This window comes from Microbacterium halophytorum (assembly GCF_002970975.1).
In the GTDB taxonomy this organism is placed as follows: Bacteria; Actinomycetota; Actinomycetes; order Actinomycetales; family Microbacteriaceae; genus Microbacterium; species Microbacterium halophytorum.
In genome coordinates, this window is the sequence record NZ_PNFA01000014.1 from 71,773 (window position 1) to 85,351 (window position 13,579).

8 protein-coding genes are annotated in these 13,579 nt (G+C 73.0%); 3 read left to right on the forward strand and 5 right to left on the reverse strand.

Annotation, left to right across the window (positions count from 1 at the left end; genetic code table 11):
* Positions 1 to 93: 93 nt before the first annotated feature.
* Complete coding sequence (locus C0010_RS13045) at positions 94 to 3,708, forward strand: efflux RND transporter permease subunit (protein WP_198410844.1); 3,615 nt, start codon at positions 94 to 96, stop codon at positions 3,706 to 3,708.
* A 200-nt stretch (positions 3,709 to 3,908) separates the two neighbouring features.
* Here C0010_RS13045 and C0010_RS13050 read toward each other — a convergent pair whose 3' ends face one another.
* Positions 3,909 to 4,826: an aldose 1-epimerase family protein gene (locus tag C0010_RS13050; RefSeq protein WP_105567526.1), complete on the reverse strand. Its 918-nt coding sequence runs from the start codon at positions 4,824 to 4,826 to the stop codon at positions 3,909 to 3,911.
* 325 nt (positions 4,827 to 5,151) lie between these two features.
* Here C0010_RS13050 and C0010_RS13055 point away from each other — a divergent pair, with 325 nt between their 5' ends.
* Both C0010_RS13055 and C0010_RS13060 read left to right on the forward strand, forming a co-directional pair.
* Entirely contained in the window at positions 5,152 to 7,467 is a 2,316-nt protein-coding gene (locus C0010_RS13055; RefSeq protein ID WP_105567552.1) for a DEAD/DEAH box helicase, read from the forward strand.
* A 277-nt stretch (positions 7,468 to 7,744) separates the two neighbouring features.
* Entirely contained in the window at positions 7,745 to 8,740 is a 996-nt protein-coding gene (locus C0010_RS13060; protein WP_232531957.1) for a M15 family metallopeptidase, read from the forward strand.
* A 56-nt stretch (positions 8,741 to 8,796) separates the two neighbouring features.
* Here C0010_RS13060 and C0010_RS13065 read toward each other — a convergent pair whose 3' ends face one another.
* The 4 genes from C0010_RS13065 to C0010_RS13080 all read right to left on the reverse strand — a co-directional run bounded on the left by C0010_RS13065 (position 8,797) and on the right by C0010_RS13080 (position 13,546).
* Positions 8,797 to 9,705, reverse strand: coding sequence for a cation diffusion facilitator family transporter (locus C0010_RS13065; protein WP_105567527.1), 909 nt, complete (start codon positions 9,703 to 9,705; stop codon positions 8,797 to 8,799).
* A 188-nt stretch (positions 9,706 to 9,893) separates the two neighbouring features.
* Positions 9,894 to 12,614, reverse strand: coding sequence for an ATP-binding cassette domain-containing protein (locus tag C0010_RS13070; RefSeq protein ID WP_105567528.1), 2,721 nt, complete (start codon positions 12,612 to 12,614; stop codon positions 9,894 to 9,896).
* Between the two features lie 21 nt (positions 12,615 to 12,635).
* The gene (locus C0010_RS13075) at positions 12,636 to 13,190 is read right to left on the reverse strand and encodes an ECF transporter S component (RefSeq protein WP_324999044.1); all 555 of its coding nucleotides are present in this window, start codon (positions 13,188 to 13,190) and stop codon (positions 12,636 to 12,638) included.
* A 44-nt stretch (positions 13,191 to 13,234) separates the two neighbouring features.
* Positions 13,235 to 13,546: a GNAT family N-acetyltransferase gene (locus tag C0010_RS13080; RefSeq protein WP_105567529.1), complete on the reverse strand. Its 312-nt coding sequence runs from the start codon at positions 13,544 to 13,546 to the stop codon at positions 13,235 to 13,237.
* Between the last annotated feature and the right edge of the window lie 33 nt (positions 13,547 to 13,579).

Genomic DNA, 13,579 nt, shown 5'->3' on the forward strand with positions numbered 1-13,579 from the left:
GGGCAGTGGCCCCTGTGCGAGACTGGCGAAGCTGGATACACGACTGTATTGAGCCGTGCCCGCGGGCCCCGCACCGAACGAAAGCGTCCATTCGTGCAGAAACTCGCCGTTCTCAGCCTGAAGAACCGCGCCCTCATCGCGCTCATCACGATCTGCGCCGCGATCTTCGGCGGCCTCAGCCTGACGAATCTGAAGCAGGAGCTGATCCCGTCGATCGAGCTGCCCGCTCTCGTGGTCGTCTCCAGCTACCCCGGCGCGTCTCCGGACGTCGTCGAGGACGACGTCTCGACCCCCATCGAGGAAGCCCTCCAGCAGGTCGACGGCCTCGACTCCTCGAGCGCGACGAGCTCCACGAACTCGTCGATGGTGCAGGCGATGTTCGACTACGGCACGAACATGGCCACGGCGGAGCAGGACGTCGAGCGCGCGATCAGCGCCATCCCGAACCTGCCCGAGGACGTCGACCCGCAGGTGCTCGCGATCTCGATCGACGACCTGCCGGTCGTGCAGGTCGCGATCAGCGGCTACGACGACGCAGACACGATCCAGGACCGGCTCGACAGCATCGTCATCCCCGAGATCGAGGACGTCGACGGCGTCGCCTCCGCCTCGCTCGTGGGCGCGACGGGTGAGCGCGTCACGATCACGCCCGACGCGGCCGAGCTCGCGGCGAGCGGGTACACGCAGCAGTCGATCACCGACGCACTGCAGCAGAACGGTTCGCTGTTCCCCGGCGGCGAGATCACGGAGGACGGCGAGACGCTCACGGTCCAGACGGGGGAGCAGCTCACCTCCGTCGACGCCATCGCGAACCTCCCGCTCGTGGGGCAGTCGCAGACCGATCCGACGACGGGCGACCAGGCGTCCCCGCCCGCGCGCACGATCGGAGACGTCGCCGACGTGCAGCTCGAGGACGACCCCGTCACCTCGATCTCTCGCGTCAACGGCGAGGACGCGATCTCGATCTCCATCACGAAGCTCCCGGACGGCAACACGGTCGAGGTCTCCGACGGCGTCACCGCCGCGCTCGACGACGTGATCGAGCAGATACCCGGAGCGGAGTACACGGTCGTGTTCGACCAGGCGCCGTTCATCACCCAGTCGATCGAGACCCTCGCGGTCGAGGGCCTCCTCGGCCTCGTCTTCGCCGTGCTCGTCATCCTGGTCTTCCTGCTCTCGGTGCGATCGACCCTCGTCACGGCGATCTCGATCCCGACGAGCGTGCTGATCTCGTTCGCCAGCATGCAGGCGTTCGGGTATTCGCTGAACATGCTGACGCTGGGTGCGCTGACGATCTCGATCGGCCGCGTCGTCGACGACTCGATCGTCGTCATCGAGAACATCAAGCGCCACTACGTCACCGGAGCCGACAAGGGCGCCGCCATCCGGTTGGCGGTCAAGGAGGTCGCCGGCGCGATCACGGCCTCGACGATCACGACCGTCGCGGTGTTCCTCCCGATCGCCTTCGTCGGCGACATGGTCGGCGAGCTGTTCCGGCCGTTCGCCATGACGGTGACGATCGCGATGCTGGCGTCGCTGCTCGTGGCCCTCACGATCGTGCCCGTGCTCGCCTACTGGTTCATGAAGCCGGGCAAGCCCCTGCTCGACGACGGCGGCCGCGCGATCGATCCCGAGCATCCGGATGCCCCCAAGTCGAAGCTGCAGAAGGCCTACCAGCCGATCCTGTCGTGGACGCTGAAGCACTCGTGGATCACGCTCGGCCTCGCCGCCGTCGTGATGGTCGGCACCGTCGCGCTCGCGCCGCTGATGAAGTTCTCGTTCATCGGCGACACGGGCCAGAACTCGCTCACGGTCTCGCAGGAGCTCGGTGAAACCGCGAGCCTCGAAGAGCAGGACAGGGCGGCGCAGCTCGTCGAAGACGAGCTGCAGACCATCGACGGCGTCACGGATGTGCAGGTGTCGATCGGCGGCGGCAGCGGCCCGACCGCGATGTTCGGCGGCGGAGGCATCACCTACTCGGTCATGACCGATCCGGATGTCGACCAGGAGCAGTTGCGCGAAGACATCCAGGACGACCTCGACGGCCTGGAAGGCGCCGGCGACCTCACGGTGTCGGCGGCGGCCGGCATGGGGTCGACCGACATCACGGTGCAGGTCACGGGACCGACGAGCGACGACGTGCGCGAGGCGACCGAGGCGCTCACCGCCGAGATCGACGGGCGCGACGGCGTCGGCGAGGTCACCGACGACATCGAGGCGTCGCTGCCCTTCATCCAGGTGCAGGTCGATCGCGAGCAGGCGGCGGAGCGAGGGCTCAGCGAGGCGGCGGTCGGCCAGATGGTCAACTCGGCCATGCAGCCGCAGCAGGCCGGCGACATCGAGCTCGATGACCGTGCCGTGACGATCTACGTCGCGAGCGAGGACCCGCCGCAGACCGCCGCCGAGCTGCGCACGCTCGAGATCCCGACGGCGGCCGGCGTGATCGAACTCGACGACATCGCCGACGTGAGCGAGGCCGAATCGCCGGCGTCGATCACGACGGTCGAGGGCCGGCTCACCGCGACGATCACGGTGCCGCCGGCGAGCGACGACCTCACGGTCGCCACCGCCTCGGTCCAGGCCGCGATCGACGAAGCCGACCTCCCGGACGGCGCGGAGGCGTCGCTCGGCGGCGTCGCGACCGACCAGCAGGATGCGTTCACGCAGCTGGGCCTCGCGATGCTCGCGGCGATCCTCATCATCTACGTGGTGATGGTCGCGACCTTCAAGTCGCTGCGGCAGCCGCTGCTGCTGCTCGTCTCGGTGCCGTTCGCGGCGACGGGCGCGATCATCCTCCAGGTCGTCACGGGCGTTCCCCTGGGGGTCGCGAGCCTCATCGGCGTGCTGATGCTGATCGGCATCGTCGTCACGAACGCGATCGTGCTCGTCGACCTCGTCAACCAGTACCGCGACCACCACAGGCTCAGCGTGCGCGACGCCACGCTGGCCGGCTCGTCGATGCGTCTCCGCCCCATCCTGATGACGGCGCTCGCGACGATCTTCGCGCTCACGCCGATGGCGCTCGGGATCACGGGCCACGGCGGGTTCATCTCGCAGCCGCTCGCGATCGTCGTGATCGGCGGCCTCGTGTCGTCGACGTTCCTCACCCTCATCGTGCTTCCGACGCTGTACAACCTGGTCGAGGGAGCGCGCGAGCGCCGCCGCGCCCGCAGGGGCGACGGTCCGGATGGCGGCGCGGCGCCCGAGGGCGGTCCGCAGCCGGGCGGGCCGGGGACGCACGGCATCGGCCAGCGCGACGAGCCGGTGCCGGAGACGACGGGCTCGGCCGACGCCCAGATCCCGGCGCTCGCCGGGGCGGCCGGCGCGGGCGCCGCGGCCGGGGCCCACGCGGACGACGCCGTTCCGGATGGCGCGGCGCCGGCGGCTGATGTCGCCGCTCCGGGCGGCGAATACGGGGCGCCGGGCACGGAGCTCGCGGAGCGCGCGCCTGATTCGGCGGCGATGCTGTCGCCGTCGGAGCCGATGCCAGCGCAGCAGCAGGCCGGCGGACAGACGGTCGTCGACGTGCACCGCCCCGGCGCGGCGCCCGGCGAGACCCCGATCGTCACGGTCACGGTGCAGCACCCGGCCGAGCAGGCGTCGCCCGCGCGGACACCGGTGACGCGGCACGCCGCGCACGACCGAGCTTCCCACGAGCTGCCGTCGGCATCACCGGTCCAGTCGCGCCGCGCCCGCCACGAGCGGTAGGCGCGGCGGCCCGGGCCGCCGCGCCCGGCCGGCCCCCGGCACAGACCGGGCGCCCCGCGGGTCGCGAGACGAAGCACTATCGGCGGACCGCTGCATTCTCGGCCGGATCGTGCCGCGGGTGGGGGATTCTGCCGTGTGCCGGCACCGTCGGGCGGTCGGGTTCGGCGTCGCGTTCGAACCCGCGGGGAAACGGGTGCGCGTCAGGCCGAGCGCACGACGCCCCACTCGAACGTCAGCTCCTCGCCAGGGGCGAGTGTGCGCAGGCCACGGCCGGAGTTGAACGCGTCGGCGGGCGCGCTCATCGGCTCGACCGCCACCGCGAGGCTGCGGTCGGGGTAGCCGTCGGTGATGAAGATGTGGGTGAAGTCGAGGCCCTCGCCCTGCCAGAGGGTCGTGGCGCGGCCATCCGGAGCCGTCAGCGTCGTGCGTGCGCGGCCGTCGGCACCGCGGCTCAGGCCCGTGTACGCGCGATCCATGAAGCCGGCGCCGAGCGCGCGGCCCGCGCTGAGGTCGGTTGCCTCGCCGACGGCGTGCTCGGCGATCGGCAGCATGCGCTCGTCGGTCTCGAGCCAACTCGTGCCGCTCGCCGTGATCGTCACCTCGGCGGGGTCGGCGTCGCCGACGGCCAGGTAGGGGTGTGCGCCGACCGCGACGGGCGCCGCCTCGGCGCCGAGGTTGCGCACCGTGTGCGTGACCCGGATGCCGTCGCCCTCGAGCGCGTACGTCACGGCCGTGTCGAGCGCGAAGGGGTAGCCGTTCTGCGGGTAGATGCGGGCGCGCAGGGTCGCGCGGGCGTCATCCGGGCGCTCGATGTCGTACGCGTGGAAGCGCAGCAGGCCGTGGCTGGCGTTGCGGAACTTGGGTTCGCTGATCGGGAGCTGCTGGTCGGCGCCTTCGTAGGCCCAGCGGCCGTCGCGCACGCGGTTCGGCCATGGCACGAGCACGATCCCGGATGCACCGGGCGCCTTGATGCCGTCGGCGTACCCGGCGATCAGGTCCAGGCCGTCGACGGTCAGCCCGCGCAGGGCGGCGCCGACCTGGGCGATGCGGGCCGTGACCGTGCCTCGCGTCAGCAGGACCTGTTCGCCGGTGGGGTCGACCGGGGTGTGCGTCGCCATGGAGCCTCCTTGATCGGGCGTGATCTCTCCATCCTGGCGCAAGCGCTCGCGGTGTGGCGCACCGCACCGAGCAACCGTGCACAACGCAGGAGATCCGGCCGGCGCGGCGGTGCGGCCTCGCCGGACCCTGCAGACCCCGGTGGCTGGGGGCGACGGATCGACTGCGTTGTGTCGGCAGTGGGAGGCGGCGTCGGACGTCGTGGGCAGTGGATTCCCAGATCGCACGGGTATTCTGGCGAGGTCGGCTTTGGGATGCCGTGCATGGTGCACGGGTGCGGTTGTGGTCCTCGTGGGCCGCGCGAACACCCGGAAGGTGCAGATCAGCATGCCCAAGAACAAGAAGCCCGCAGGCGGCCGGCCCGCCAAGAACTTCGACCCCCGCTACGCCAAGAAGAAGCCGCATCGCGGCCAGGGCGGAGTCGCGGGCAAGAACCGCTGGAGCGATGAGGATCGCGCCAAGCGCGACGACGCCCGCGCGTTCTCGCGCGACAACGGCGGTGCGAAGGGCTCCGACCGCGGCTACGGCGGCCGCGTCCGCGACGATCGGGACAGTCAGGCGCGCGGCGCGCGCGGGGGTCGCGGCTATGACGCCGATGCTCGTCGCCGTGCGGCGGATCGTGCCGACCGCGGCCACGCCGACGGGTTCCGTGATGATCGCAGGTCGGCCGGTTCGCGCGGCGGGGGCTCGCAGCACGGCGACCGCCGCTTCGACCGCGGTGCGTCCGATGCGCGGGACGACCGCCGTTCGTCGGGCTCGCGTGACGCGGGCCATGAGCGCAATGACCGCCGGGCCTCCGGATCGTACGAGCCTCGCGGGGAGCGCGGCACGCGCCATGGCGCGGGTGGTCGGGAGACCTACGCGGGCCAGCGGGCGCGCGACGAGCGGCGTGCGGCGGGCTCGCGCGAAGGCAGCCGCGGGCGCGACGACCAGCGCGGTTCCGGATCGTATGAGCCTCGCGAGGAGCGGGGCTCGCGCTACTCTTCTGGCGGCCGCAACGACCGTGGGGGTCACCGGGGCCGCGGGCGCGACGACCAGCGCCATGATCGTGACGACCGGCGCTCGGCCGGTTCGCGCGACGGCGGGCACGCGCGTGACGGCCGCCGCACCTCCGGCTCGTACGACTTCCGGGGTGAGAGCGGCTCGCGCCACGCCTCGGGCGAGCGTTCCGACCGCGGTTCATCGGACGGACGCGGGCACGGCGACCGCCGCGGGGCTGGTTCGCGCGGCGAGGGCTTCGAGCGCGGCGACCGCCGGGCATCCGGATCCCACGACGGCGGTGCTGGTCGCAGCACGGGCTTCGGCGGCCGCCGCGAGAGCGCGGGGGAGCGCGCATGGCGCGAGAACCGCGACGCCCGCCAGAAGCCTCAGCGGTCGAAGGCGCAGGACGACCGGATCGACGTCGTGCACGGCCGGCTCGAGGCGCAGGCCGTCGAGGCGGTCGACGTCGAGGGCATGACGTTCGCGGACCTCGGCCTCGGCGACAACATCGTGCGCGCCCTCGCCGAGCTCGGGGCGACGGCGCCGTTCCCGATCCAGGCCTCGACCGCCGAGGCGATCCTCGGCGGTCGCGACGTGCTCGCGCGCGGCCGCACGGGCTCCGGCAAGACGATCGCATTCGGTGCTCCGCTGGTCGAGCGGATGCTGCGGGCGCAGAAGGGCACGAAGCGCGAGTACGGGCGTGCACCGATCGCGCTGATCCTCGCGCCCACGCGCGAGCTCGCGCTGCAGATCGACCGCACGGTGCAGCCCATCGCGCGCTCGGTCGGCCTGTTCACGACCCAGATCTACGGCGGCGTTCCGCAGAACCGCCAGGTCGGCGCCCTCAAGCGCGGCGTCGACATCGTGATCGGCACGCCGGGCCGCATCGAGGACCTGCACAAGCAGGGCAAGCTCGATCTCTCGAACATCCGGGCCAGCGTGCTCGACGAGGCCGACCACATGTGCGAGCTCGGCTTCCTGGAGCCGGTGCAGCGCATCCTGCGCCTGACGGCCAACGGCGGCCAGAAGCTGCTGTTCTCGGCGACGCTCGACCGCGAGGTCGCCGCGCTCGTCGACGAGTTCCTCACCGACCCTGCGGTCTACGAGGTCGCGGGCGAGACGCAGGAGACGGGCACGATCGATCACCGCGTGCTCGTGGTCGAGCACCGTCGCAAGCCGGAGGTGCTCGAGCAGCTCGTCATGCGAGACGGCAGGACGCTCGTGTTCACGCGCACGCGCGCCTTCGCGGAGCAGCTCTCCGACCGGTTCTGCGAAGCGGGCGTGAAGGCGCTCGCCCTGCACGGCGACCTGACGCAGGCGCGCCGCTCGCGCAACATCGAGAAGTTCGCGAAGGGCTCGGCGAACGTGCTCGTCGCGACCGACGTCGCGGCGCGCGGCATCCACGTGGACGACGTCGACCTGGTCGTGCAGGCCGACGCCCCCGACGAGTACAAGACGTACCTGCACCGCTCGGGCCGCACGGGCCGGGCGGGCAACGAGGGGCGCGTCGTCACGCTGATCCCGCGCGGGCGGAAGCGCCGCATGGAGGAGCTGCTCGACAGAGCCGAGATCGACGCGCCGTTCGAGGAGGCGGCCCCCGGCGACGAACTCCTCGACGAGCTCGCCGGCGCCCCGACCGTCGCTGAGCTGACGACCCGCTGAGCCGAGGCGCCCGGCGCCCGGCGCCGCGCTGGCCCAGCGGTGCGCAACGCAGTCGATCGGGCCGGGCAGCGGCCCGACGGGCGCATGGTTCCGCTCGCCCCGACGCGGACCAGATGAGAATCGACTGCGTTCGGTCGAGGCGCTCGGCGGTCTCCGTCGGGGAGGCGCCGGCGCCCGCGGGCTGCCAGCGGCATCCGGATCTCGCATATCGGAAGCCTGGGAGCGGTTCCGCGCGGCGGCGGCCCGATGCGCGACAATGGACCGGATGAGGTCTTCGATGGTGACAGCGCACACGCCGCTGGCGCAGCACCGCGCCGCGCCGCGCGGTCGGGGCACCCTCGCCATGGCGATGATGTTCGTCGTCGTCATCGGCGGGACCACGGGCGCCGCCCTCGGGCACATGACGGGCGCACGCGCCGACGTCCCGACTGCCGCCGCGGAGCTCACCGACGCGGGAGGCGTCGAAGCGACCGCTGAGGCACGGGATGAGCGCCCCGCGCCGGATGTCGCCACCGAACTGCCGACGCCGGAGGTCGCCACGGCCGAGGCCACGACGGCATGCGACCGCGACGGAGTGTCGGCCGCGCTAGATTCCGGTGACTCGGGCGCGGTGCTCGAGGCGTTCGGCGGGGCGGCGGCCTTCCGCGAGGCCGTCGCGGCGGGCACGGCACCCTGCATCGAGCTGAACGACGCGCGCTGGCCGTGGCTCGTCGTCAACAAGCACATCGCGCTCGAGCCGCTCGAGTACGAGCCGCCCGACCTGACGTCGCCCGCGGAGCGCAACACCCCGTACGGCTACCTGCGGGCAGCGGCGACGGATGCGATGGACGAGATGATCGCTGCCGCGGCCGAGGCAGGAGCCGGCGGCATCGCTGTGACGAGCGCGTACCGCTCATACGCCACGCAGGAATCCCTGTTCACCGGCTACGTCAACAGCGCCGGCGCGGAGGCGGCCGAGGCCACGAGCGCGCGGCCGGGCCACAGCGAGCACCAGACGGGCCTCGCCGCCGACGTCGTGCCGTGCGACTACGGCTGCGCCGGCATGGACGCGTTCGGCGGCACGGCGCAGAGCGAATGGGTCATCGAGAACGGCTGGCGCTACGGCTTCATCGTGCGATACGAGGAGGGGCGCACCGACGTGTCCGGCTACTCCCCGGAGCCGTGGCACCTGCGCTACATCGGCCCCGAGCTCGCCGAGGTGTACCACGAGGGCGGCTACCACACGCTCGAGGACTTCTTCGGCCTCGATCCGGCGCCCGACTACGTCGACTGACAGCCGGCGGGCGCGCCTGATGCCGCGGGCCGCACCCCGCGGGCGACCGGTGCCGCTCAGAACTCCAGCGACGGCTCGTCGTCGACCGAGAGCGAGAGCACGACCGATTCGACCGCCGTGTGCGACTCGATCACGCGCTCGATGTCCCGCAGGCGGCGGGCGACCTCGGCTTCGGGCGCGTCGCCCGCGAGGTCGATCTCCGCCACGACGAAGAGCCGGTTCGGCCCGACGTACTCCAGGTGCAGGTACGTGACCCTCCGGATGTCCGCGGTCTCGAGCAGGGCGCGGCCGGCGCGAGCACGGATCTCGGGGGAGACCGTCGTGCCGATCAGGAACGCCATGTTCCGACCGATGAGGACGATGGCGACGACGCCGAGCAGGAGCCCGACGCCGATCGACCCGATCGCGTCCCAGGCGGCGACGCCCGTGATCTGGTGCAGCGCGATCGAGCTCGCGGCGATCACGAGGCCGATGAGGGCCGCGCCGTCCTCGAAGAACACGGCGCGCAGGGTGGTGTCGCTCGTGCCGACGACGTAGTCCCAGGTCGATGCGCCGCGGTCGTGTGCGAGCCGGCGCGACCGGATGAACGCCTGCAGGAACGACGCCGCTTCGAGCACGAACGACACGGCGAGAACGCCGTACGCGATGCCGGGCGACGTGACGGGCTCGTCGACGCCGAGCTGCTGGATGCCGTGCATGATCGACACGATTGCGCCGACGGTGAAGATGCCGAACGCGGCGACCAGCGACCAGGCGTACGCGCCGCGCCCGTAGCCGAGCGGGTGGTTCGCATCCTTCTTCCGCTCGGCCGTTCGGTCGGCGATGAGCAGGAACACCTCGTTGCCGGCGTCGGCCCACGAATGGGCGGCCTCCGCGACGAGCGACGCCGACGAGGTCAGCGCGGCGGCGATCGTCTTCGCCACGGCGATGAGGATGTTGGCGAGGAACGCGAAGACGACGGTCACGAGCCCCAGGCTACGCCGGGCACCGCGCGCCGCCGAGAGCTCCCCTGCTCCCGCGGGGCGGCGCCCACCGGTGAGAAGCGCCGCCGCGGTGACAACGGACGCGCTGCGGCCTCACATTCTGGCGCGGAATCTGCGACCGGGGCGGGAGGCGTCGCAGGGGAGGGACGGCGGGGAGCGCCGCGCGTGCGTCAGAGCAGGGCACCCGCCGTGAACAGCGCCGCGGCGGCGGCCGCGCCGACCGCGACCGCGGCCGTGTCGCGGCGGCGCCAGCGCGGCGGGTTGCGCTCGGTGCGGGTCGGGTAGGCGCCGAAAGCACGGGCGTCCATCGCGAGGGCGACGCGCTCGGCGTGCCGGATGGCGCTCGCCATCAGCGGTACGACTGCCGTGAACGCCCGCGAGATCGGGTTGCGCCCCGTGCCCCGCACGCGGTGGGCCGCGCGGATCACGTCGAGCTCGCCGCGGAACCGAGGCACGAACCGATAGGCGGCCAGCGCCGCGTACCCGATGCGGTACGGCACCTGCAGATGCGCGACGGCGGAGCGCACGAACGCGGTGCCCTCCATGCTCAGACCCGGGATGAGCGCGAGGGCGAGCAGGCCCGTCAGACGCAGGCCGGTGGCGAGGCCGGTCGCCGGGTCGCTCCAGAGGGTGAACCCGGCCGCGATCGCGGCGGCCATGACCGGCAGTACCCCGCAGAGCCACACCGCCGTCGCCCGGGTCTTCGGGGCACCGGCCAGCACCACGGCGTACGCCGCGCCGAGCGCGAGCGCCGGCGTCAGGACGTCGCGCGTGAAGATCAGCCCGATCATGGCCGGCAGCACGGCGATCAGCAGGGCGAGCGGGTCGAGCCGCTCGAGCGGTGAGCGCTTCGCGGCGGCTGCGCCGACGCGGGGGCCCGCCCCGATGTCCGGGGCGGGCCCGCCCGCGGTGCCAGGCGTGCCCCGCCCCGTTCCGTCCCGCGGGGCGCCGGCCAGTGCTGTCGCGTCGCGGGCCGCGAGGTCGCGAGCGGCATCACCGGCGCCGCCGTCGCGGTCACGGCGCTCGACGACGTGCGCGCCGCGCTCCGCTCCGGGGGCCCGCGAGGCTCGTTCCGGCGCCGGCACCTCCCGAGCTCCGGCGCCCCCGGCCGCTGTCCCGCGCCAGAACGCCGCCTCGCGCACGACCGGCAGTACGTCCCGGGCCGGCCCGATGGTGGCCAGCCGGCCGTCGCGCACCGCCGCGATGTGCGTCGCGTGGCGCGCGACGAGTTCGGGGTCGTGCGTGACGACGATGACGGTCGTCCCGCCTCGGTGGAGCTCGTCGAGCAGCGCGAGGAGGGCGTCGGCGCGGGCGCGATCCTGCCCGAACGTCGGCTCGTCGAGCACGAGCACCCCTCCGGGTCGATCGGCACCGCCGATGAGGGCCGTGCCGACCGAGAGTCGCCGCTTCTGTCCTCCCGAGAGCCGGAAGGGGTGGCGGTCGGCGTGCTCGGTGAGGTCGAAGCGCCGGAGCATGTCGTCGACGCGGGCGTCCCGGTCATCCGGGGCTGTATGCCGCAGGCCGTATGCGAGTTCGTCGCGCACGGTGTGGGCGACGAACTGGTGCTCGGGGTTCTGGAAGACGAACCCCACCTGCGCCGCGAGCTGCCGCGGTCCCGCGCGCCCCGCATCGAGCGGAGCGGCCCCGTCGCGCGCGATCGACACGGCGCCGGCGGGTGGGGGAACGACCCCCGCGATCGCCTGCGCGAGCGTGGTCTTGCCAGCGCCGTTCGGCCCGACGATCGCCAGGAACGCCCCGCGCGGCAGGTCGAATGATACGTCGCGGAGCAGCTCCGCGCGCGCCGCCCCGCGGCCCCTCGCGACGCGCAGGCGGCGCACCGACACCGCGGGAGCCGAGGCGTTCGCGGTTCCGTCGCGGCTCGGGTCGGCCGAACTCGTCGCCGAGGAGCGGGCGATCGGTGCGGCGGTCCCCGCGCCATCGTCCGGCCCGGTGCGGGGGGCGTGGCCACTGCCGGCGACCGCTCCGGATGCCGCGTCGTCTCCGGGAGCGTCTGCCCCGTCGCGGTCGCGGGCGGCGCCGGATGCGCCACCGGGCACCGACGAAGACGCAGCGCCGACCCCGAGCTCGCCGAGCACGTCGGCGCTGTTCTCGAGCAGGTCGGCCGGGCCGTCGAGCACGACGGCCCCGTGGTGGTCGAGCACGATCACGCGCGTGACGAGGGAGCGCACCGCGGCGACGTCGTGCTCGATCAGCACGACCGCGCGGCCGGCGGATGGATGTATGCGGTTGGCGGCATGCGCGTCGCTCCCGGCTTCGGCGGCGTGCGGGCGTTCGCGCACGCTCCGCTCCACGTGCGCCGCGATCGCCGCGTACACGTCGGCCCGGCCGGCCGGGTCGAGGTTCGCGGTCGGCTCGTCGAGCACCAGCAGATCCGGCTCGGGCGCTATTGCGCAGGCGAAGGCCAACCGCTGGCGGCCGCCGCCCGAGAGCCGCCCGGGGTCGTCTCCGCGCCGCTCCCACAGCCCGACGGCGCGCAGCGCCCGCTCGGCGCGCGCGAGCACCTCGTCCGCCGGCATCCGCAGGTTCTCGAGCGCGAACGCCACCTCGTCGAGAACGCTGCCGGTGATGATCTGCGCGTCGGGGTCCTGGAAGACCATGCCGACGCGGCGGCTCAGCTCGCCGGGCCCGACCTCGGTCGTGCCGCGGCCCGCGACCGCGACGCGGCCGGTCAGCTCGGCGTCGTGCGAGTGGGGGATCAGGCCGTTCATCGTGAGCGCGAGCGTCGACTTGCCGCAGCCGCTCGGGCCGAGGAGGAGCACGACGTCGCCCGGGAAGACCTCGAGCGCGACGTTCCGCGGCGACGGCTCATCGGCATCCGGATGCAGCACGCTGACGTCGTCGAGCGACAGCAGGGGCGCGGTCTCACGCATGCTGTGCCCGGGCCCCCGGCATCAGCGGCGCGCGACGCGGCGCGGGGCGGCCCCCGCGCGCTCGAGGGCCTTGCCGATTCCGATGCCGACGAAGGTCCAGACGACCGGGCCGAGCAGCGACAGGCAGAGGTAGGCGATGCGCGCCCACACGGGGAGCGCGGCGAGGTCGGCCGCGAACCACACGGCGACGGCGACGATCGCGCCGATGATCAGGGCCGAGATCAGGTATCGCCACCAGCTCCAGGCCCGGTAGCGGAACATCGCCGCGACGCCCTCCTGCACGAGCCCGAACATCAGCGCCGTGCCCAGGAACTGGGGGATGTAGACGGGGGCGATCGCGGAGCCGACGAGGCCGGCGAGAACGTGGGTCAGCAGCGCGACGCCCGGCATCCGGAACAGCTCCTGCGCGACGATGCCCGGCAGGGTGTGGACGCCCAACAGGAAGCCGTAGAGGAACGGCACGGTCGCGAGCACCGGAACCGACAGCCAGCCCTCGATCCCGCCGAGGAGGCCCGTCACGACCGCGATCGCGGCGCACACGAGGAGGACGCGCGTCGACATGCCCTGCTTGCTCACCCCGGTATCCTACCGGGGCCAGCTGAGGCAAGCCTTAGTGCGGCTCAGCGCTTGGCGGGCCAGTCGATGTCGGCGCCGGCGACGTCGTGCGTGCTGAGGTACTTCGCGATGAACGGGCACAGCGGAACGATCGTCTCGCCGCGATCGACCGCGTCGGCGAGGGCCTCCGCGGCGAGGGTGTTCGCAAGGCCCTGCCCCTTGAACGCCGGGTCGACCTCGGTGTGCACGAAGCGGATCTTGCCGGGGCGCCGCATGAACTCGGCGAAGCCCGCGAGGGTCTCCCGGCCGGATCCGTCGAAGGTGAAGATCTCGTACCGGTTCTGGTCGTCGTTGCGCACGACGCGTGGGCTCGCCATGCGCCAACCGTACGCTCCCGGGGCGCCGGATGG